This is a genomic window from Streptomyces sp. NBC_00582, assembly GCF_036345155.1.
In the GTDB taxonomy this organism is placed as follows: domain Bacteria; phylum Actinomycetota; class Actinomycetes; order Streptomycetales; family Streptomycetaceae; genus Streptomyces.
This window is the reverse complement of record NZ_CP107772.1, coordinates 5250852-5271306: the sequence shown is the minus strand read 5'-3', so window position 1 is coordinate 5271306 and position 20455 is coordinate 5250852. Positions and strand designations below refer to the sequence as shown.

Here is a 20455-nt window from a genome sequence, read left to right as displayed (position 1 = left end):
TCTGGGGGAACGCCCGGCTCTCACGGGATCGGATACGGCTTGTTGTTGACCATCACGACGCCCTGCAGCAGGAGCGTGGCGGCCCGGATGCCCACGTTGGCGGTGGCGTTGACCTGGACGGTGCCGCCCGCGGTGACGGTGGCCGCGCCGCCCGCCTTGAGGCTGAGCGCGCCCAGTGCGTCCACGGCGACGACGCTGGTCAGCGACTTGAGGTTGACCGCGCCTGTGCCGCGGATGTCGAGCAGTCCGCCGCTCTTGATGGTGAGTTTGCGGCCCGCGCTCAGCGTGAGGTCGGTGCCGGCCTCGACGGACACCGACCGGGTGCCCGTGATCTTGACGGTGCCCTTGCTGTCGACGGTGATCTCGGTCTTCGTACGGTCCAGGTTGATGACGAGCCGGTCGTCCCCGGACGTCACCCTGACGCCCTGCTTGCGGCCGCCGGTCTTCTGGCTGAGCAGGTCGACGCGGTTGCCGTCGCGGTCGGAGAGGGTGTGCCGGGCGGCGCGCCGCCGCGCCCCGTCGTGCAGGGGCACGTCCTTCACGGGCGTCGGCTTGTCCTTGCCGTTGTAGAGGCCGCCGATGACGTACGGGTGGTCGAGGGCGCCCCGGTCGAAGGCGACCAGCACCTCGTCGCCGACGTCGAGCGGGAAGATCGACCCGCCGTCCTTGCCGCCCCACTGCGCGACCCGCGTCCAGTCGGAGACGTACACGTCGTCCAGCCAGGGGAACTGGAGCTTCACCCGCCCCTGCTTCAGCGGATCCTGTACGTCCGTCACCAGCGCGTTCGTCGTACCGGGAAGGTGGAGGCCGTTGTGCGAGGCGGCGCCCCCGCCGCCGGAGGCGAGCCCGTACAGCGACCGCCACTGACGCCCGCTGACGGTCACCCACGCCTCGTAGTGCTTGCCGTCGCCGAAGACGTGCCGTACGGACGTGGCCGTGTACTTGCCCTCGAAGGGCGCGCCCACGTCGGCGAGGGTGACGGGCAGACCGGGCCGCAGCTTCGGCGTGCCGCGCGCGATGACCTCCAGCTCGGCGAAGGACCCGGTGACGTCGTCGGCGAGGGCCTCGGCGGCGAACTTCACCTCCGACTGCCGGTCGTACGGCGTCTGCGCGTCGACCAGTTTGGTCGGCTTGAACTTGGCGGCCGCCTCACCCGGGGTCGTCCCGATGCTGATGCCGGGGTTGGTGGTGGCGGGCGCGGTCGCGGTGAGCTTCTTCTTCGTCGTCACGTCCCAGCCGCGCGCCTCGACGGTGGCGACCTGCTCGGCGGAGGTGACGGCGGCCCGCAGCCGCAGGATGTCGGTGCCGGCCTCCAGGACGTACGGGCTCTTCTCACCCGGGGTCGAGGTCGGCGGCGCCCCGGAGGCGGGGTCGGGCTTGACGAACTGGAACTTCCCCTTGGAGTCGACCGACATCACCATCTCGTTCTCGTCGGCGAGACGGGCGAGGAAGTCCCAGTCGGTGACGTTGGCCTGGCTGATGAACTCGTAGACCGTCTTCGTCGACTGGATCCTCCCCACGGGCACCCCGGCCTGCGCGGCCAGCTTGCGGGCGATGTCGGAGGCGCTCTGGTTGCGGTACGCGGCGATCCGGCGCTGACGCATCAGGCGGTGGCCGGCGTCGTACCCCCGGATGACGGTGAAGGACCCGGTGCCGTCGTAGTCGGCCTCCAGCCCGCACACCTCACCCGTGAGCAGCGGATCCCCGGCCCCCTGCCCGTCCGCGATCGGCGTCAGCACCACCGGCGTCCCGAACTTCACGCCCAGCTTGCCGAGGACGAGCCGGTACGGGTCGCGGAACGTCAGCCGGAAGGAGGCGGGCACCCCGAGCCCCTGGTCCACCCAGCCCTCCACCAGCAGCGGAGCGAAGTCGGGCGGCAGGGGGCTGCCGCCCAGGGTGACCTTGATGATGTTGGAGAACGCGGTCGCCACCATCAGGAACGCACCTCCCCGGCGGACGGCAGGATCAGCTCGATGCCGGTGGGCAGCCGGGTCGGGTCGTCGATGCCGTTGGCCTCGGCGATGTCCCGCCAGGCGGCCGTGTCGCCGTACTCCCGCCACGCCAGCGACTGCAGCGAGTCGCCCGCCACGACCCGGTGCACCCGCTGCGCGGTCAGCGCCCCCGAGGTCGGGTTCTGCCCCTTGGTCTTGCTGGGGATCTCGTGCAGCCGGACCTGACAGGTGGCGCGGATCGGAACCCCGGTCGTACCGAACAGGGTGTACGACACGTCGACACTGCTGACGTACGCCGTGAAGTGCACGGTCGAGAACGACCCCCACTGGAACACCACCCACGGCGGCGAGGGCTGGTTCGCGGCGATGCTGCCGCTGGTGACCTCGCAGCAGTCGAACAGCGACTCCACCTTCTGCATCACCGTGTTGCTGTCCGGCTGGTCGGAGGAGTCCAGGAAGATCTCCACGCTCATCTCGCGCGGCTCCGGCCCCATGAACTCCGGCTTCGAACCGTCCCGGACGGCCGCCGTCGGCGTCACCTTCCACAACGCCCGCCGCGCCACCTGCAACTGCGCCGGATTGAACTCGAACTCGAACGACTTGCGCAGCCCGCCCGGGGTGGTGCTGGTGCCGACCGGCGGTTCGTGGATGGAGAGGGTCGCGCGGACCAGGCTCTTGCCCGCCCCGCTCCTGCTGCCCTTGGCCATGTTGTCGGGTCCCCTTCCCGTCCTAGTCGGTGAAACCGTGGTGCGTGATCTCCAGGACCTCCGTGGCGACGCCCGGGTTCGCGGGGTCCAGGGAGGGGCCCTGCCAGCTGACCGGGAGCACGTCGATGAGCCCCCACTTGGCCACCTCCGAACCGTCCGCCCGCAGCGCCGCGATCTGCGCGGTCGGCCGGGTCACACCGGTGGTGATCGAGGAGATCCACTTGGCCACCTTGGCGGTGTCCGGGGTGAGGGGGCGGGTGAGGCGGATGGTGGAGAAGGTGACGCGGGAGGGCAGCGCCCAGACGAAGCCGTTGTTCCCGCCTTCCTGGCGGTGCTCGATCTCCACCTGGGAGGACAGGCCCTCGCACCCGTTGAAGTAACCGAGGCTCTCGCCGTCGATGGTCAGGGTGAAGAAGATGGTGGAGCCCGGGTCGAGATCGCGGGACATCGAGGGGTCTGGCCTTTCTGGGGGCGGAGGCGGTCGGTGGGGTCCGTGGTGGTCAGTGGCGGGGGTCGCGGAGTCTGCCGATCCGTTCGCGGTCCAGGCGGAGTTCGGTGCGCAGGAGGCGGGTGATGCGGCCGGTGAGGCGGTGGGTCAGTTCGTCCAGCTGGAAGTCGGTGAGGGCGCGGGGGTCGAAGGCGGGGGGCTGGGGGGTGGTGCGGGTTTCGGCGGGCTCGACGCCGGCTCCCTGACGCGGGCCGGGGGGCGGTGTGACCGGGGTTCGGGCGGCGGCCGGAGGGGGTGTGAGAGCTGCGCGCCGCTGGACGGCGGAGGTGGGCGGCGGGGTGAGGGCGGTGGGCGGCGCGGGTGCGGGCGCGGGAAGGGGCGGCTGCGGGGTGGGGGCGGGTGGTGCCGGGAGGGACGGGGTGGTGAAGGAGGCGGCACGCGGCTGGACCACGGGGACGCGGTCGGTGCCGGGGGTGGGGCGGCGGAGGGGTACGGGAGCGGCGACCGGGCGGCGCTGGACACGGGGACCGGAGGTCGCGTACGGCGTGGTGGGGCGGGCGGTCGGTGTGCCGGTGAGCGGGGCCGGTGGCTGGATGCTGGGGGCCAGGGCGCGCTGGATCGCTTCCGGAACGGGGGTGGTCGGTGTGGGGTGTGCCGGTGACTGACGGGGGGCCAGGAGCCGCTGGATGTCCGTCGGGACGGGCGTGGCCGGTGGGTGGGTGGTGGGGGGTGCGGGGTGTGCCGGTGGCTCGGTGGGGGCCAGGGCGCGCTGGATCGCCTCCGGGACAGGGGTGATCGGCGTGGGGGCGGTGGAGCCCTTGGAGAGTGTCGGCGTGGTGGGAGCGGGGGCGGCCGGGCGGGCGGGGAGGGGGGCGCCGAGGGGGGAGGGCTTGGTGGCGCGCTGTACGGCCGGGGGTGTGGTGGTCGGTGGCTGTGAGGTGCGTGAACCAGCTTCAGGGCGGGGGGAGTTGATGGATGCCGGGAGGGGGGCGCCGAGGGGGGAGGGCTTGGTGGCGCGCTGCACTGCCGGGGGTGTGGTGGTCGGTGGCTGTGGGGTGCGCGAAACGGCCGCGGGGCCAGGTGAGTTGGTGGACGCCGGGAGGGGGGCGCCGAGGGGGGAGGGCTTGGTGGCGCGCTGCACGGCCGGGGGTGTGGTGGTGGGTGGCTGTGGGGTGCGCGAAACGGCCGCGGGGCCAGGTGAGTTGGTGGACGCCGGGAGGGGAGCGCCGAGGCCGGTGCGGGGGCGGGAGGCGGTGGCGGGTGGCGTGGGCGTGCCGGGCCGGGCGGCGGCGCTACCTGGACGGCCGGGCCCGTTCTGCGGGTGAGGCGGATGGGCTGCGGCTCGCTGGATGGCAGGTGCTTCGGTCGGGGCGGTGGCGGGTGCGGCTTGCGGTGCCCGGGGAGCGGGCGTGGGTGCGGTCGCCGCTCGCTGGACCGGGCGTGGGGCCCCCGGGCGGACGGGCGTGCCGGACGGTGGCCGGCCGCCTTCCGTCACTGTGGGGGTACGGCCGTCCTCGCGCCGGAGGGCGGGTGCGGGTACGTCGGCGACCGGGGCCGGGGATACGGCCCGCTGGACGGCGGGCTCAGGGCCGGGCCGTTGGGGGTTGAGGGCCGCCGTGGGCGTACTCGGGGTCGTGGGGGAGGTTTCGGGTGATGCCGCGCGCTGGACGGAGAGGTTGGTGGAGGGTGAAGCCGCGCGCTGGACCGGGCCGTTCGCCGAAGGGGCCGTGGTGGAGCTCTCGGGCGCGGGTGAAGCCGTCTGCTGGAGGAGCGGGTCGGCTGGACGCGGGGCACTCGGGGGTACGGCTTGTCGGTCGTCCGGTGCGGAGGAGCCCTCGGGCATGGGCGAAACCCCCCGCTGGACGGGGAGGTCCGCCGCAGGCGGGGCGGCGGGGCCGGGGACAGGGCCTCGTACGGGATGCCCGCCGCCGGAAGGGGCGGGCACCCCGTCGGCCGCCGCCGGCGGGGGAACCGGGGCAGCCACCGTCGACGGGCCCGGGCCCGGCGCGGGTTCCTTTCCGGCCGCCGGACGGCCGCCGTCCGTGCTCCTGCCCCGGGGCGCGGCAGGGGCGGACGGGAGCCGGGCGGGCAGCGTACGCCGCTGCACCGGGGCCGGGGCCGACCTGGTCAGGGGGATGGCGGACGCCGCCGGACGCGGTGCCGCCGGGGACACCCGGATGCCCCGTGCCGGGGTGGCCGACGGTGGGTTCGCGGGGCGTACGGGGTGCCGTTGGAAGACCGGGACCGGGGCGGGGGAAGCCGAGGGCGACGAGGGCGGGACGTCGGGCCGGTGCGGCGCCCCGATCGGGGGCGGCGCGGTCGGCGATACCGCGCCGGGGCGGGCCGGGGCAGCCGACGGCACCGGGCGCGCAGGCGAGCCCGCCGAGACCCCGGGGACCGGCGCGGGGGCCGGGGCGGACGGGGACGACACGTCACCGGTACGCCTCGACACGGCCACCGGGGCCACCGGGGAGGATCCCGACGCTGCTGCCGAGGCCCGCTGAACGACCGGCACGACCGGCGGGGCGGGTGCGGTGCCGGGGCGGTTCGGGTACGCGCGCGTGGGTGCGGGCGACGACTGTCCCGGGGGGACGGGTCCCGCACCGGACAGGGCGGACGAGGCGCCGGGCAGGGCCGACCCGCCACCGGAGGGCGCGGGTGCGGCACCGGGTTGCGCAGACGCGCCACCGGGGTGCGTAAGCCCGCTCCCGGGCCGCGCGGATGCGGCGCCCGGGACGGCCGGGCCCGTGCCGGGGAGCGTGGGCCCGACACCCAGAAGAGCGGGTGTGGCGCGCTGGATCATGGATCCCGGAGCGGGGACGCCGGGTCCCGCAACCGGGGGCGTCCGTCCCGCACCTGGCCGTGGAGCCACGGCACCTGGACGTATCGGCGAACGCACGGACGCGGCCCGGCTCGGCGCGGTCCCCGGCGTACCGGACCCGCTTCCGGGCAGGCCGGAGCGACCCCCCGCCGCCCCCGAAGCCGCCTGCCCCGCGCCCGGAACAGCTCGCTGTACGACGGGAACGGCCCGCTGCCCGCCCGGTACGGCCCTCGGCAGCCCGGGCACAGCCGTCGACAGTCCCGGCGCCGCTCCCGGCAACCCGGGCGCCGCTCCCGGCCGTCCCGGCACAGCCCCCGGCAGCCCGGGCGCCGCTCCCGGCCGTCCCGGCACAGCCCCCGGCAGCCCGGGCGCCGCTCCCGGCCGTCCCGGCACAGCCCCCGGCAGACCCCCTGCCGCTCCCGGCAGTCCCGGCAGTCCCGGTAGCCCCGGCAGCGCTGCCGTCTGTACCGGCACCGGCGCCGGCCCAAGACCCGAACCCGTCCCGGGACCGACCCCCGCCCCCGCTCCCGGCCCCGAACCCGTCGGCGCAGCAGGCGTACCCGGTCCCGCCGCAGCGGTCCCCGCCACCCCGCTCAGCAACCCGCCCGGGTTGCCGTCCAGGACCGTCAGTGGGCGTACGCCGGTGAAGGCCGGGTTCTGCCAGGTGGCCAGCCGCCCGCCGAACCCGGAGTCGGCGACTCCCGCCGCCGTACCGGACGCCACGGCTCGCTGGATCGGAGGCAGCTGGGTCCAGGACGCGGCCACCACGGGTCCGCCCCCCTCGAAAACCCCGCCCCCCGCAGCGGACGTACCAGCACCACCGCCCGCCCCGGAGTCCGAAGCCCCGGCCCCCGAGCCCGGGTCCGGGGCCGGTGTCCCCGTGCCCCGTCGGCTTCCGCCCCGGAATCGATCCAGAAGACCCACCGCTCAGCTCTCCGTTCCGCCCCGGGTCACCAGGGAGCCGATGTGGTTCGTCCAGCGGCGGCGGTCGTGGTGTTCCAGGTCGAGGATGTCGTCCAGGGACCAGTGGAAGTGGTAGGCGACGTACGCGATCTCCTCGTGCAGTCGGTCGGTCGCGTACGTCACGATTCCCCCAGGCGGCTCCCGCCCAGTTCCACCTCGAAGGGCTCCGCGCAGTGCGGGCACTCCACCGTGGCGCGGGTGTGTCCCTCGGCGTTGATCTGGCGGTAGAAGTCCTGGAGGAAGGCCAGGTCGGAGGCGAACATGTTCTCCACCACGCCGTCGTGGACGAGGGGGAGCGTGCCCAGGCGGGTGATGACCCGGCCCAGGAGGACGACGGACAGGTAGGCCGGGTTCTCCTGGACGCGGATGTCCCGGAGCGGGACGAGTTCGTCCCGTGCCGTCGACAGCCGCATGACGCCCTCGCGGTGGACCGTGCCCGCCTCGTCGACGTAGCCGCGCGGCAGTTCGAAGGCGAACTCCGTCTGGAGCGTCTGTCGCTGCACCGGGGCCGGCGCGGGTGCCGAGGGCGGGAGGGGGGCCGCCTCCTGGAACTCCGGGGAGTCCTGGGAGGGCTGCTCCGTCTCCGGCCGCGGCGCCCGCACCGCCGTACGCCGCATTACTCGATGACCAGTTCTTCGAACGTGATCGTCACGGTCTCGGTCAGCGCCGACGCCTCGCCCGCCTTCACGGTGCTGGTGTCGATCTTGCTGCACCACGCGTTGCGCATGTTGTACCGCTTGACCGGGTTGTTCATGTAGTCCATCACCATGATCGTGGCGTTCTTGCGGGCGGAGCCCATCGAGCCGTTGATCGACTCGGTGATCCACTGGTTGAACGCGGCGGACTGCGTCATACCGCGCACGACCGTGCAGGTGCCCGCCTTCTTCACGCCCGGCAGCTTCTTGGTGACCGGCTTGCCCTGCGCGGAGACCTGCTGGTACTCGATGACGTCCTGTTCGAGGCTGAGGCCGCTGACCTCGGCGAGGTACTCCACCATCACGCCGTCGATCTGCAGGCCGAAATTGTGCGAAGTAAGGGCGTCACCCGGCTGGAGACTCATCTTCGGTTCCTTCTAAGGGGGTTGAGGAGAGGGCTACGAGGAGAGAGCGGACGGACCTACTCCTCCAGCTCCCCGTTGCCGCTCGAGAACTGCGCGAGCCGGAAGATCACGAACTCGGCCGGCTTGACCGGCGCGATGCCGATCTCGCACACCACCCGGCCGACGTCGACCGACTCCGGCGGGTTGGTCTCCTCGTCGCACTTGACGTAGTACGCGTCCTCGGGCTTCGCGCCGAACAGGGCGCCGCTGCGCCACTCGTTGACCAGGAACGCCGAGACGTTGCGCCGGATCCGGGCCCACAGCGCGTGGTCGTTCGGCTCGAACACCACCCACTGGGTGCCGATCAGGATCGACTCCTCCAGGTAGTTGAAGTACCGGCGGACGTTGAGGTAGCGCCAGGCCGGGTCCGAGGACAGGGTGCGGGCGCCCCAGATGCGGATGCCCCGGCCCGGGAACGCGCGGATGCAGTTCACACCGATCGGGTTGAGCAGGTCCTGCTCGCCCCGCGTGATCTGGATCTCCAGGTCCACCGCGCCGCGCACGACCTCGTTCGCGGGGGCCTTGTGCACACCGCGCTCGGAGTCGTTGCGGGCCCACACGCCGGCGACATGGCCGCTCGGCGGGATCAGCCGGGACTGGCCGGAGGCCGGGTCGAAGGACTTGATCCAGGGGTAGTACAGGGCGGCGTACTTGGAGTCGTAGCCGGCCGTCTCCTGGCGCCAGACGCGGATCTGGCGGGCGTTGAGACCGGGCGGCGGGTCGATGATCGCGACGCGGTCGCCCATCAGCTCGCAGTGCGCGATCAGACCGAGCTGGACGGCCTTGACCTGCTCCAGGTCGATCGCGCCGCGCTGGTAGGCGGCCATCAGGTCGGGCACCGCCACCATGGAGATCTCGTCGACGGCCTCCAGGCCGCCGAAGCCGGTGCGGTCGGCGCTGTCGCCCAGGTACTGGGCGGGACCCACGGACGCCGGCTCCTCGGTGGCCGGGACGGCGGGGGCGGCGGCGGAGACGGAGACGGAGGGCAGCGCCACCGTCTGGTTCTCGGGGCGGGCGAGCTGCGCGGCCGGCGCGGCCTCGGCCACGGTGATGAGCCGGGACCGCTCCTTGACCTGGGTGACGACGTAGGCGCGGTTGCCCTTCTTCGCCGACACGTCGAACGTCTCGACCGGCTGGTCGCCGTCCTTGACGATCAGCTTGAACCGCTCGGCGGGGCCCTCGCCCTCCGCGTCCGCGACCTCGACGCTCAGGTTGCCCGGGCCGGTCGCGGTCACGGTGAAGGTGCCGAGCTGCTTCGGCTCACCGGCGGGCAGCGCGGCCGGGGCGGCCGCACCGGCGACGGCGGCGGGGGAGGCGGCCTCGCCGGCCACACCCGCCGGGGAGCCGCCGACCCGGACGACGTACGCCGCCGAACCGCCGTTGTTGAAGAAGCCGTATACGGAGTGCGCCAGGTAGTACCCGTCGGTGAAGTCACCGAACGCCGCCACGTACTGGGTCCAGTTGGTCACCAGCGTCGGCTCGTTGAGCGGGCCGGTCGGGGCGAGCCCGACGAAGGCCGCCACCGAGGTGCCCACCCCCTCGATCGGGCGGGAGCCGCTGGCCACCTCCTCGACGTATACGCCGGGCGACAGGTAGGACGGCATGCTGTGCTCTCCTCGGGGTACGCGTCAGGACGTTTCCAACCTCACGCGCGAAGCGCGTCACTCGAAACGTCCTTCCGTGCACGTCCGGGGGCATGCTTGCTGCCCGGCGGGGCAATCGGCGGCTCGGGGGCGACCTCGGTGCCGCCCCGGGGCGGGTGGCGTCCGAGGGGCTCCGGGGGCGGGCCGGGGACGGACCTGGGGGCCTGCCCGGCCGGGAGGGCAGCCGGTGCGGTCCTGCCGGGCATCCGCTCTGCCCCGTGGCCTCTGACCTCGGTCACCGGCCACACCGTAGCGTCGCCGCGTGAGCCTGTGGACTTCTCTCGAACCCGCCTCCGTCACCGTCGACCCCGGCAGCCGGGCGACCGTCCGGCTGCGGGTGCGCAACACCGGTGACGTCGTCGACGAGTACCGTTTCGAGCCCGTCGGAGACGTCGCGCCCTGGACGACGGTGGAGCCGCAGACTCTGCGGCTGTACCCGGGGACGACCGGCACGGTCGAGCTGACGTTCGCTCCGCCCCGTACCTCGGACGCGACGGCGGGGCCGAACCCGTACGCGGTGCGGATCACGCCCACCGAGCACCCGGACGCGGTGACCGTGCCGGAGGGGAATCTGACGATCACCCCGTTCACGGAGGTGCGGGCCGAGCTGGTCCCGCCGACCGTGAAGGGGCGCTTCAAGGGCCGGCCCCGGCTCGCGATCGACAACCTCGGCAACACCAAGGTGACCGCCTCCCTCAGCGGCGGCGACAACGGCGACCGGCTCCAGTACGAGCTCCAGCCCGCCAACGTGCAGATCGAACCCGGCCGCGCGGTGTTCGTGGACACCACCCTGCGGCCCCGGCAGATCATCTGGTTCGGGTCGAAGGAGGAGCAGCCCTACCGGCTGGCCGTACGCCGGTCGGGGGCGCAGCCCCTGGAGGTCGACGGGACGTTCGTGCAGCGCGGGTTCCTGCCGCGCTGGCTGGCGACCGCGCTGAGCGTCACGATGGCCCTGGCGATCGCGTTCGTGATGATCTGGCTGGCGTACAAGCCGCAGGTGCGCTCCCTCGCCACGGAGAAGCTCGCGGAGGCCGGCGCCACCGCGCTGCCCAGCCCCTCGGCGCCCATCGAGAGCGCGCCGCCCGCGGCCGAGACCAGCGCGCCCGCCGCCCCGGAGGTCCCCGCGAACACCGGCGGGGACACGGCGGCCGCCGGGAGCGGCAGCGGTAGCGGCAGTGGGAGTGGCAGCGGGAGCGGCGGGGGGTCGTCGAGCACGACCACCAAGCCGAAGAAGCAGACCGCCGCCGACGCGGTGCAGGCCCTGGCGGCGCGCAGCGACGGCCGGCACATCTGCTACCGCGCCTATGTCGCCGACCGCGGCTGGCAGGACCCGGTGTGCGACGGCGCGATCGCCGGTACGACCGGCAAGAGCCTGCCCATCAAGGAGCTGAACATCGCCACGGTGGGCACCAAGGGCGTCAACGGCAACGGCGCCCATGTGACCGAGGGCTGGCTGACCGGCTCCAAGTGGTCGAGCGCGGCCGACGGCGCCGACATGTACATCGGCAGCCTCAAGGAGGCCGTCTCGCCGCTCCAGGGCTTCACCATCGGTCTGGGGGACGGCAGTTCGGTCTGTCAGAACGCGCACATCAAGGACAAGGGCTGGCGTGGCGTCGGCTGCTCGGACCCCAACGCCAAGGACAAGTGGATCTACGGCGGCAGCTCCATGGACTGGAAGCTCCAGCTGGAGGCGGTCCGCTTCACTCTTTGAGGCTGTCGCTCCGGCGCCTCATCGTGCAGGAAACCGTCGAAAGGGCCCGTGAGGGTGACTCTGTGGACTTCTCTTGAGCCGGCGGCCGCGACCGTCGACCCCGGCAGCAGTACGACCGTCAGACTCAGGGTGCGCAACACCGGTGACGTGGTCGACGAGTACCGTTTCGAGCCCGTCGGGGCCGTCGCGCCCTGGACGACGGTGGAGCCGCAGACGCTGCGGCTCTATCCGGGCACGACCGGCACGGTCGAGCTGACGTTCGCGCCGCCGCGCACCCCGGACGCGACGGCGGGGCCGAACCCGTACGCGGTGCGGATCACCCCGACCGAGCACCCGGACGCGACCACCGTGCCGGAGGGGAATCTGACGATCACCCCGTTCACGGAGGTGCGGGCCGAGCTGGTCCCGCCGACCGTGAAGGGGCGGTTCCGGGGGCGGCCCCGGCTCGCGATCGACAACCTCGGCAACAGCAGGGTCACCGCGTCCGTCGCGGGGGCGGACATCGGTGACACCCTGTCGTACGAGTTCCGGCCGTCGAACGTGCAGATCGAGCCGGGCCGTGCCGCGTTCGTGGACACCACGCTGCGGCCCCGGCAGATCATCTGGTTCGGCGGCAAGGAGCAGCGGCCGTACGCGCTGAGCGTGCAGCGCTCGGGGGCGGTGCCGCTCTCGGTGGACGGGACGTTCGTGCAGCGCGGGTTCCTGCCGCGCTGGCTGGCGACGACGCTGAGCATCGCGATGGCGCTGACGATCGCGTTCGTGATGATCTGGCTGACGTACAAGCCGCAGGTGCGCTCCCTCGCCTCGGAGAAGATGGTGGAGGTGAACGGCTCCGCGCTGCCGAGCCCCTCCGTGGCGGCGCCGTCCGTGCCGAAGACCGACTCCTCCGCGCAGGCGCCGGCGGACCAGCCGGCCGCCTCCGCCCCGGCGCAGAACGGTGACGGCGGCGGCTCGGGGTCGGGCTCCGGGTCGGGGTCCGGCGGCGGTTCGGGCGGGTCCTCGGGGTCGGGCGGCGGCGGTGGCGGATCCGACGACTCGGACGAGCAGACCGAGGCGGCCGGGCAGCTCATCATCGGGCGGGCCTCCAACCGCTGCGTCGACGTCACCGACGCCCAGAACGGCAAGGGCAAGGACGGCACGCCGCTGCAGATCTGGGACTGCGCGGGCTCCGCCAACCAGAAGTGGGACTTCCGCAGCGACGGCACGGTCCGCGCGCTCGGCCTGTGCATGGACGTCGCGTGGGGTTCGAAGGACGACGGCGCGGTCATCCAGCTCGCCAACTGCAGCGGCAACCCGGCCCAGCAGTTCGTGCTGAGCGACGCCGGTGACCTCGTCAACCCGCAGTCGAACAAATGCGTGGACGTCAAGGACAACGGGACCGGCAACGGGGCGAAGCTCCAGCAGTGGACCTGCTCGGGGACGCCCAACCAGAAGTGGCGCGTGGAGTAGGGGCACCCGCTCCCAAAGGGCCCGCCGGGCCTACCAGTTGGCCTCGCCCGGCACCAGGCGACCCGCCTTGCGGTACTCGCGGCGGGCCCCCTCCAGCAGGTCGCCGTCGCCGACCGGCTCGCCGCGTCCGGCGGCGAGATAGGCGGCGGTGACCACGGCGCTGCGGATCGACCCTCCGGCGAGTTCGAAGTCACGGGCCAGCGGGGCCGGGTCGACGTCGTCCGCGCACGGCACATGGGCGAGGCCGTGCCGCCACAGCGCGAGCCGCTGCTCCCGGTCCGGGAACGGGAAGTCGACCACCAGGTCCAGCCGACGGGTGAACGCCTCGTCGATGTTGGCCCGCAGATTGGTGGTGAGCAGCGCGATCCCGTCGAAGGACTCCAGGCGCTGCAGCAGATAGGCGCTCTCCATGTTGGCGTACCGGTCGTGGGAGTCCTTCACCTCGGAGCGCTTGCCGAAGACGGCGTCGGCCTCGTCGAAGAGCAGTACGGCGTCGGTGCGGTCGGCCTCGGTGAAGATGCGTTCCAGGTTCTTCTCGGTCTCGCCGACGTACTTGTCGACGACCGAGGACAGCTGGACGACGTACAGGTCGAGGCCGAGTTCGGCGGCGACGACCTCGGCGGACAGGGTCTTGCCGGTGCCCGACTCCCCCGCGAACAGGCCGAGCACCCCTCTGCCCCGGCCGCCGCCCGCGCTGAGCCGCCAGTCGCCGAGGACGCGGTCGCGGTGGCGGGCGCGCAGGGCGAGTTCATGGAGCTGGGCGAGGGGGCGGTCGGGCAGGACCAGGTCCGTCCAGCCGACGTCGGGGCGGATACGGCGGGCGTGCCGCTCCAGCCCGGAGGCGGACTGCTGACGGGCGGCGAGCCGGACGTGGTCGGCGGTGAGCGGCCGGCCCTCGAAGGCGGCGAGGGCGCGGGCGGCCCGCGCGGCCCGGGCGACCCGGTCGCCACCGAGGCGGTACGGGGCGACGGTCGCGGCCAGATCGAAGCCGGGCTCCTCGAACTCCCCGTTCCCTCGGCCCGGATCGAAGCCGGGCTCCTCGAACTCCCCGTCCCTTCGGCCCGGATCGAGACCGGCCTCCTCGAACGTCGCCTTTCCCGGGCGCAGATCGGAACCGGCGTTCTCCAACGCCCCGCTTCCCGCGCCCCGATGGAAAGCAGCCTGCTCGGGCTCCCTTCCCGCCGCGCCCAGTTCCGTCTCCCATACGGCGGTGCCGCCCGCCCTGCGGCGGGGGGCGTCCAGGACCAGGGGGTCGGTGGGGGACCAGTGGGGGTCGTAGGGGCGGGGGTCGGCGAGGAGGACGGTGACGTCCGGTGCGGCGGTCAGCGCGGCGACGAGCGGGGCCGGCTTCTCGGGGAGCCCGGTCACCACGATCGCCCGCCCGGTCAGCCGGGCCTCGCGCAGCAGGGCGGGGACGTGGTCGACGGGACCGGTGAAGCGCAGGGCGTCGAGGCCGGCCGTGTGCAGGGCGCCGGCGACGGCGGCCAGGCCGTCGCCCTCGCGGTGCTCCCGCAGGTACGCGGTGAGGGGGGCGCGCCGCAGCCGGTCGGCGAGCAGGCCGGTGAGGCCCTCGGTGGGCAGCGCGCGGGGCAGCGGATGCAGCAGGCCCCGCAGGGAGGCGTCCGGGGTGTCGTCCCCGAGGAGGTGCGCGAGGAGCCGGTCCGGGACGCGCAAGGAGCGGGTCAGGAAGGGGCGTTCGGGCTCCTCGGTCTCCAGCAGGCCCAGGGCGCCGAGCGGTGCCGAGGCGTGGAAGCGGGCGCGGGCCTCGGCGAGGTGCGCGGGCGCCCCGCACAGTTCCAGGGCGAGCCCGACCGTGGCCCGGCGCCTGCTGACGTCGTCGTTGAGGTAGCCGTAGAGCGGCTCGAACGTCCGGTCCAGATCGGGCGCGAGCGCCACGAGCAGGACGGCGAGGTCGAGAGCGGTGAGGGGGAGGCGGTCGGCGAGCGCGGTGAGGCGGTCGGCGGGCCCGTCCGCCGGTAGCTCCACCGGGGGGACCGGCCCACGGTCCAGCAGGTGCCGTACCGCCTCCTCGGACAGATACAGCCCGCGCAGCGGATCGGCGGCCGTGGGATCCCCCACGGCCCGCCGGTCGACGAGCAGCGCCACTCGCTCCCGCAGGGCGGTGAGACGCGCGAGCAGGGCGGTCGTCCCGTCGGCCGGCGCGGCGTCCGTACGGTCCGTCGGATTCCCGGGCGCCGTCACCGGCGTGCTCATCGGCCGCCCTCCTCCGTGCCCTCGCGGGCCGCGCGGGCCGCCGCCACCTGGTGGGGGCGGTGGGCGCGGCCGGCGTCCTGCGGGGGGTCGCCGTCGAGGCCGGCGACGCGGACGAGGGCGCCCTCGGTGACCGGCGGTCCGGCGTCGTACTCGGGATAGGCCGGGAAGGGGGCCGTCACCACCAGGTCCAGGGAGGGCTTGAGTTCGCCGCCCAGCGCGGACCAGATCTCGGCGAGGGAACGGGACTCGGTCTGCACCCCGGCCACGTTGACGGGCACCGCGAGCCCCAAGGCACCCAGTGCGCCGGGCAGTTCGTCGGCGGAGAGGATCTCGCGGGGGATGAGATTCGCCAACACGGCGGAAAGCAGCCGGTGTTCGTCCTGCGGGGTTTTCGTCCAGGCGGTGACGAGGTAGGAAAGCCGGAACCAGCGCGGCGGCTGACGTCGTTTCACCACGACGTCCCGCTCGTCGCGCACCGCGACCTGCCCGCGCTGGCGGCGGGCCACATCCTCCCGGATGTCGTACAAGTAGGCGTTCACCACGGGCGAGTTGCGCCGGGCCGCCCAGTCACGGGTGGGTGCCTCGAAGGAGACGTCGATGCCGGACCCGGTCAGCGCACCCCCGCCGAGCAGGCCCTTGAGGACCTCGTCGACCTCGTGGATCACCCTCGCGCCTCTCCCTCACCGTACGTCGGCCGCCTGGTGCCGATCGTCTCCCGGAGGCCCACGCGGGCGCAGGCGCGCCGGGGTCGGCGGCCGGGCACGACACGCTGCCCGCGTGTTCGCCTTCGAGTGCCCGTTCGGTCAGATGTAGCCTTCCCGGAGGGCATATGCCACCGCATGGGCCCGGTTCCGCAGATGCAGGCGCGTCGTGAGTCCGTGCATCACGTTCTTGACGGTTCGTTCGGAGTAGGACAGCTTGCTGGCGATCTCTCCGGTGTCGAGGCCCTCGGCGACCAGCCGCAGGACGTCCACCTCCCGTGGCGCGAGCCCCAGCGAGGGCGCGCCCGGGCGCCCCGCCGCGCCCCGGTGCAGGGTGCCGACCTGGCTGATCAGCCTGCCCAGCAGATCGGACGGCAGGTCGCCGTCACCGCGCGCGGCCGCCAGGACCGCCTGCACCAGCCGGTGCGCGGTGGCCTCACGGCGCCAGACGATCGCCCCCACCCCGCACTCGATGACGTCGAGCAGCTCGGTCTCACGGATCGTGCCCACCACGAGCACCACCCGGGTGCCCTCGGTACGGGTGATCCGCCGCAGCCGGGCCAGCGCCGTGTCGTCGAGGGTGTCCTCGACGAGCAGCGCGACCGTGCCGGGCGCGGGCGAGGGCTCCTCGCGGACCTCGATCTCCGGCCGGCCCCGCAGCTGGCTCGCGGCGCCCTCCCGGGAGATCGGGTCGGGGGCGAGGACGGCGACGGGTATGCGCCGTCTCGCGTTCGGCGTACCGGTCTCCGGCGTCCGGGCGTCGGAAGTCCGGGCATCTGCTGTCCGGGGTGAGCTGAGCAACCTGTCCCCCATGGTCACGGGCCCGCGGCCGGCGGGCACCGGTGGCGGCTGGGTCCGGTCAAGACTTCTGGGGTCCCCGGGGCGGGCGCAATCGTGGAGCACCACGAGCCGCACCACGAGAGCAACGGGGAAGCAACCACAAGATGCGAACATCACTGCAGGTCAACGGGGGTTCGATGGTCGTGAGGGAGGTTCGTCGTGAGCCTCGCCACAACGGCCGTACGACGTCGTGGGCAGCCGCGTCCGTCCGACGTACCGCGTCCGACGGCCGTACCGACTGGCAGGAGACAGGGATGAGCGGACCCTTGCGGGAACGCGACGACGCGCACGCGCTGCTCGCGGCCGAGGTCGAGCGCGCCCGGGCCGGCGCGGGCCGGCTGGTCCTGCTGCGCGGGGCCAGCGGCACCGGCCGCTCCGCGCTGCTGGAGTCCGCCGTGGCGCACGCGGCGGCGCGGGGCCTGCGGGTGCTGCGGGCCCGCTGCTCGCCCGAGGACACCGCCCTGCCCTTCTCCTGCGTCCTGCATCTCCTCGGCCCCGTACCGGAGTTCGCGGGCGAGGAGGTGGGCCCCGGCGAGGACGACCGGGGGAGCGCGGCCCGGCTGTGGCGGCTGCTGCGGTCGTACGCCGCCCAGGGCCCGGTGATGGTCGCGGTCGACGACGTCGACCTCGCCGACGACGCCTCGCGGCGCTGGCTGATGGAGGCGGCGCGGCGCGTCGACCGATTACCGCTGCTGCTCGTGGCCACCGAGCGCAGCCAGTACGACATCGATCCCCGGCCGACAGGTATCACGCACGCCCTCACCCCCTCCCTGATCCGTACCCACACCCTCGCCCCGCTCTCCGACGAGGCGTCCGCGGAGCTGTTCCGTGCCGCCTTCCCGGCGGCCTCGCCGGGGTGGACGGCGGACTGCGTCGCCGCCGCGGCGGGCAGCCCCCTGCTGCTGCACGCCCTCCTCGACGACCTCGCCGGCGCTCCCCCGTCCACCCCCGTGCCGCACACGTGCGCCGCGCTCTACCCCGGCTCCTACCCGGCCGCCGTCTCCTGGTGGCTGGAGACCGCCGGTGAGGCGACGGCGGAGGTGGCCCGCACCCTGGCGGCACTGGAACAGACGCGGGAGGAGTCCGTCTCCCCGGAGACCGCCGCCGGGCTCGCCGCGCTCCTCGCGGACGCCTGTGCCGGTGATCCGGCCCGGGTGTCCGGCTGGCTGACCGCGATGACCCGGCTGGGCCTGCTGCGGGAGGACGACGCGGGGCGTCCCCGCTACGCGCACCCCCTGCTGCGGGACGCCGTCCTCGCCGGCTGGTCCGCCGGGCGCCGGCAGGAGGCGCACCGGGCCGTCGCCGAGGCGATGCTGCGCCGGGGCGACGGCGTGGAGAACGTGGCCCGGCAACTGCTCGGCAGCGCACGGGTCGGCGAACCGTGGGCGCTGCGCGTGCTGCGCGACGCGGTCACCGTCGCCCTGCGCGCCGGCCGCCCCGACGACGCCGTCGGCTACCTGCGCCGTGCCCTCGCCGAACCCCTCCCCGACGACCTGCGGCAGCGGCTGCTGACCGAACTGGGCTCCCTGGAGTACACCTCCGCGGACACCCCGGTCGGCATCCCCCGCCTCGTGGAGGCCCTGGCCCTGCCGGCCGAACCCCGCGACCGGGTCCGTACGGCGATCGCCCTGGGCACGGCACTCGCGGGCCGCGGGGAGGTCCGTACGGCGGTGGAGGTGCTGCGCCGCACGGAGTCCCTGCTCCCCGGCCACCCCGACCTCACCCGCACCCTGCAGACCGCGTCCGCGCTGCTGTCCGACCAGGACCAGACCGTCCGCCAGGACGCCTACCGCTGGCTCGCGGAGGCCGCCGACCGCTCCCCCGAACTGGTCGGCGCCTCCGGCGAGGCCCTGCTGGTCCGCTACGCGGCGACCGCCGGGGACATCTCGGCGGCCGAGGCGATGCGCCGGCTGCGCACCCTCCTGGAGGAACCCGCCGACCCGCTCGCCGAGCCCTTCCTGCTGGGTACGGCGGCGGCGGTGGCCCAGTGGGCCGACGAACTCGACGAGGCGGAACGCCTGGTGGAACGCGGCCTGGCCTCCCAGCGCCCCTCCCTGCTGCACCCCATGGAACAGGCACTGCTGGACACCCGCTGTGACATCGCGGCGGCCCGCGGCGCCTACGACACGGTCCTCGCCGGACATCCGGGACAGGCCCGCGTCCGCCGTCGCGGCGTCCCCGGGAACGCGGACGCGCACGCCCTGACCGCGCTGGTGGAGACCGGCCGCACGGCCGAGGCCCGCGCGCTCGCGGACGGCTTCGACCTGCGGGACACCCCCGACTCCTGGGAGCTCAACCGTTTCCTCTACGCGCGGGGAGTCCTCCGTTTCACCGAGGGGGACGTGGCGGGCGCCCTGCACGACTTCCTGGAGTGCGGCCGCCGGCAGTCCGCCCGCGCCGTCCTCAGCCCGGTCGTCACCCCGTGGCGTACGGCGGCCGCGGAGTGCCGACTGGCCCTGGGCAACCCCCGGGAGGCGCTGGCCCTCGCGGAGGAGGAACTCCGGCTGGCCCGGGTCTGGAACACCCCCCGCACGGTGGGCCGGGCCCTGCGGGTCCTGGGCCGCGCCACCCGGGGCCGGCGCGGTCTGGAACTCGGCGAGGAGGCGGTGACGGTCCTCCGTGACTCCCCCGCCGAGGCCGAACTGATCGCCTCCCTCCTCGCCCAGGGCTTCCAGCTCACCGCGTCCGGCGAACGCGCCCGGGGCCGCGACCACCTCCGCGAGGCCGCCGAGCGCGCCGAACGCCTGGGCAGCGAGCGGCTCCTCGCCCACGCCAACCAGGCCCTGCGCACCGCGGGCGCCCGCCGCACCACCCCCGCCCACACCGGCTCCGGGTCCCTCACCGGCAGCGAACGCCGGATCGCGGAGCTGGCGGTGCAGGGCCGCACCAACACGGAGATCGCCGCGCTCCTGCATGTGGCCCGCCGTACGGTGGAGACCCATCTCACCAGCGCCTACCGGAAGTTGGGCATCAGGAGGCGGGGTGAGCTGCGGGCGGCACTGGAACAGTGACCGGCAGACCGCGTATCGGCTCCGTATCGGGAGGGGACATGGACACAACGGTGGAGTGGGTGGACGTACGCGAGCGGCTGCCGCGGTCCGGGACGCCGGTGGCGGCCGCGACGACGGGCCGCTACCCGGACGGGGAGGAGTTCTGGCTGGTGCTGCCCATGCACTTCACCACCCTCCACTTCGCCGAGGACGGCACCGAGCACCACGACTGCTTCGTCGACTCCGACAAGGTCGTCCGCCTTCCCCACGGCCGCCCCTGCGACGAGCCCGTCACCCACTGGGCGGCCCTGCCCACCCTCCCGGGCACGACCGTCCACCACGTCCTCGGGGACGGCGTGCGCACGGCCCTCCAGCAGGCCCGGCACCAGGACGGGGACGGGGACTAGGAGGCGTCGGCGGTCGGGTCGAGGACGACGGGGGCGCCGGCGAGGACCCCGCCGTCGAGGACGAACTCGCTGCCGGTGGAGAAGGTGGCCTCGGTGACGATGAACAGGACCATGCGGGCGACCTCCTCGGGGGTGCCGAAGCGGGGGAGCGCCTGGCCCGCGACGAACCGCTCGTCGAAGCCCGCCGTCATCGTCGTACGGATGGCTCCGGGGTGCACCGAACACACGCGGACACCGTGCGGGGCGAGCTCCAGCGCGGCCGTCTTGGTCAGACCGCGCAGCCCCCACTTACTGGCCACGTACGCGCCGACGCCCGCGTACCCGGTCAGCCCCGCGAGCGAGGACATGTTCACGATCACCCCGCCACCGGCCCGGCGCAGCGAGGGCGCCACCGTGCGCATGCCGAGCCACGCCCCTTGAAGGTTGACGTCGAGGACCCGGCGGAACTGCGCGAGGCTCTCCTCCTCGGTGCCGACCCAGGGAAGCGGGTGATAGAGACCCTCCACCCGC

The 20455-nt window shown here is 74.1% G+C and carries 17 protein-coding genes; 5 read left to right on the top strand and 12 right to left on the bottom strand.

The features are described from left to right. Positions 1–20 precede the first annotated feature (20 nt). The 4 genes from OG852_RS23480 to OG852_RS23465 are packed head-to-tail and all read right to left on the bottom strand — an operon-like array spanning position 21 to position 4131. Entirely contained in the window at positions 21–1934 is a 1914-nt protein-coding gene (locus tag OG852_RS23480; protein WP_330348874.1) for a VgrG-related protein, read from the bottom strand. Continuing rightward, positions 1934–2659 carry a CIS tube protein gene (locus OG852_RS23475; protein WP_133910922.1) on the bottom strand — a complete coding sequence of 242 codons (726 nt, stop codon included), beginning with the start codon at positions 2657–2659 and terminating at the stop codon, positions 1934–1936. The genes OG852_RS23480 and OG852_RS23475 overlap by 1 nt, the downstream gene beginning before the upstream one ends. Positions 2660–2681: 22 nt before the next feature. Then, positions 2682–3107, bottom strand: a complete 426-nt coding sequence (locus tag OG852_RS23470) for a phage tail protein (protein ID WP_133910921.1) — start codon at positions 3105–3107, stop codon at positions 2682–2684. Positions 3108–3159: 52 nt separating this feature from the next. Further along, the gene (locus tag OG852_RS23465) at positions 3160–4131 is read right to left on the bottom strand and encodes a hypothetical protein (RefSeq protein WP_330348873.1); all 972 of its coding nucleotides are present in this window, start codon (positions 4129–4131) and stop codon (positions 3160–3162) included. Between the two features lie 817 nt (positions 4132–4948). On the opposite strand from OG852_RS23465, the gene OG852_RS23460 reads away from it, so the two are divergent. Beyond that, complete coding sequence (locus tag OG852_RS23460; protein WP_330348872.1) at positions 4949–5611, top strand: hypothetical protein; 663 nt, start codon at positions 4949–4951, stop codon at positions 5609–5611. A gap of 1244 nt (positions 5612–6855) precedes the next feature. On the opposite strand, the gene OG852_RS23455 is transcribed toward OG852_RS23460, so the two are convergent. Genes OG852_RS23455 through OG852_RS23440 form a run of 4 tightly spaced genes read right to left on the bottom strand, consistent with a single transcriptional unit; the run spans position 6856 to position 9594 of the window. Continuing rightward, on the bottom strand, positions 6856–7014 hold the full coding sequence (locus OG852_RS23455; RefSeq protein ID WP_166663439.1) for a DUF6760 family protein: 159 nt from the start codon (positions 7012–7014) through the stop codon (positions 6856–6858). Continuing rightward, positions 7011–7508 carry a hypothetical protein gene (locus OG852_RS23450; protein WP_133910918.1) on the bottom strand — a complete coding sequence of 166 codons (498 nt, stop codon included), beginning with the start codon at positions 7506–7508 and terminating at the stop codon, positions 7011–7013. Before OG852_RS23450 ends, OG852_RS23455 begins: the two co-directional genes overlap by 4 nt. Further along, positions 7508–7951: a phage tail protein gene (locus OG852_RS23445; RefSeq protein WP_133910917.1), complete on the bottom strand. Its 444-nt coding sequence runs from the start codon at positions 7949–7951 to the stop codon at positions 7508–7510. Before OG852_RS23445 ends, OG852_RS23450 begins: the two co-directional genes overlap by 1 nt. 56 nt (positions 7952–8007) lie before the next feature. Further along, positions 8008–9594 (bottom strand): phage tail sheath subtilisin-like domain-containing protein, encoded by a 1587-nt coding sequence (locus OG852_RS23440; RefSeq protein ID WP_133910916.1) that lies wholly within the window; start codon positions 9592–9594, stop codon positions 8008–8010. Between the two features lie 301 nt (positions 9595–9895). Here OG852_RS23440 and OG852_RS23435 point away from each other — a divergent pair, with 301 nt between their 5' ends. Both OG852_RS23435 and OG852_RS23430 read left to right on the top strand, forming a co-directional pair. After that, entirely contained in the window at positions 9896–11344 is a 1449-nt protein-coding gene (locus tag OG852_RS23435) for a hydrolase (RefSeq protein WP_133910915.1), read from the top strand. Positions 11345–11398: 54 nt separating this feature from the next. Then, the gene (locus OG852_RS23430; RefSeq protein ID WP_133910914.1) at positions 11399–12793 is read left to right on the top strand and encodes a ricin-type beta-trefoil lectin domain protein; all 1395 of its coding nucleotides are present in this window, start codon (positions 11399–11401) and stop codon (positions 12791–12793) included. Between the two features lie 30 nt (positions 12794–12823). Here OG852_RS23430 and OG852_RS23425 read toward each other — a convergent pair whose 3' ends face one another. From OG852_RS23425 to OG852_RS23415, 3 genes are all read right to left on the bottom strand, one after another. Next, entirely contained in the window at positions 12824–15007 is a 2184-nt protein-coding gene (locus tag OG852_RS23425; protein WP_330348871.1) for an AAA family ATPase, read from the bottom strand. Continuing rightward, positions 15004–15672: a DUF4255 domain-containing protein gene (locus OG852_RS23420; protein WP_133910913.1), complete on the bottom strand. Its 669-nt coding sequence runs from the start codon at positions 15670–15672 to the stop codon at positions 15004–15006. The genes OG852_RS23425 and OG852_RS23420 overlap by 4 nt, the downstream gene beginning before the upstream one ends. Before the next feature lie 138 nt (positions 15673–15810). Continuing rightward, the gene (locus OG852_RS23415) at positions 15811–16509 is read right to left on the bottom strand and encodes a helix-turn-helix transcriptional regulator (protein WP_443064555.1); all 699 of its coding nucleotides are present in this window, start codon (positions 16507–16509) and stop codon (positions 15811–15813) included. Positions 16510–16802: 293 nt separating this feature from the next. On the opposite strand from OG852_RS23415, the gene OG852_RS23410 reads away from it, so the two are divergent. Both OG852_RS23410 and OG852_RS23405 read left to right on the top strand, forming a co-directional pair. Next, the gene (locus tag OG852_RS23410) at positions 16803–19559 is read left to right on the top strand and encodes an AAA family ATPase (protein WP_330348870.1); all 2757 of its coding nucleotides are present in this window, start codon (positions 16803–16805) and stop codon (positions 19557–19559) included. A gap of 38 nt (positions 19560–19597) precedes the next feature. Continuing rightward, positions 19598–19945 (top strand): AQJ64_40280 family protein, encoded by a 348-nt coding sequence (locus tag OG852_RS23405; RefSeq protein WP_133910911.1) that lies wholly within the window; start codon positions 19598–19600, stop codon positions 19943–19945. On the opposite strand, the gene OG852_RS23400 is transcribed toward OG852_RS23405, so the two are convergent. After that, positions 19942–20451 (bottom strand): SDR family NAD(P)-dependent oxidoreductase, encoded by a 510-nt coding sequence (locus OG852_RS23400; protein ID WP_330348869.1) that lies wholly within the window; start codon positions 20449–20451, stop codon positions 19942–19944. The genes OG852_RS23405 and OG852_RS23400 overlap by 4 nt on opposite strands. Positions 20452–20455: the final 4 nt, after the last annotated feature.